Here is a 259-nt window from a genome sequence, read left to right as displayed (position 1 = left end):
GGGCGCTAGAACGCCATTCGAAAACACCTGGCAAAAAAGGGGACGCAAAGGTGCTGCCTACCGCATAATCGCGCGGTGAACCTCCGCCTCAGCCAACACCTCCTGCCGCCCCTCCTGCTTTGCGCAAGCCTGGCCGGTGCCGCCGAACCGTCCGCGGACGCCACCTCCGGCGCAGGCTGCGAAAGCCTGCTGACCGTGGTCCGGCGCAGCCTGGAGGAAGAGATCAGCGCCGCCTGCCCTGCCCCTGCCCCTGCCCCTG

Annotated in this window: 1 protein-coding gene; it reads left to right on the top strand. The window is 68.3% G+C overall.

What is annotated here, in order from left to right:
- Positions 1-75: 75 nt before the first annotated feature.
- A partial coding sequence (locus OR16_RS47095) for a hypothetical protein (protein ID WP_237717410.1) occupies positions 76-259 on the top strand: 184 nt, incomplete at its 3' end.

Source organism: Cupriavidus basilensis OR16, from assembly GCF_000243095.1.
Lineage (GTDB): Bacteria > Pseudomonadota > Gammaproteobacteria > Burkholderiales > Burkholderiaceae > Cupriavidus > Cupriavidus basilensis_D.
The sequence above is the reverse complement of the archived record's forward strand: the minus strand, read 5'-3'. Positions and strand labels throughout refer to the sequence as shown.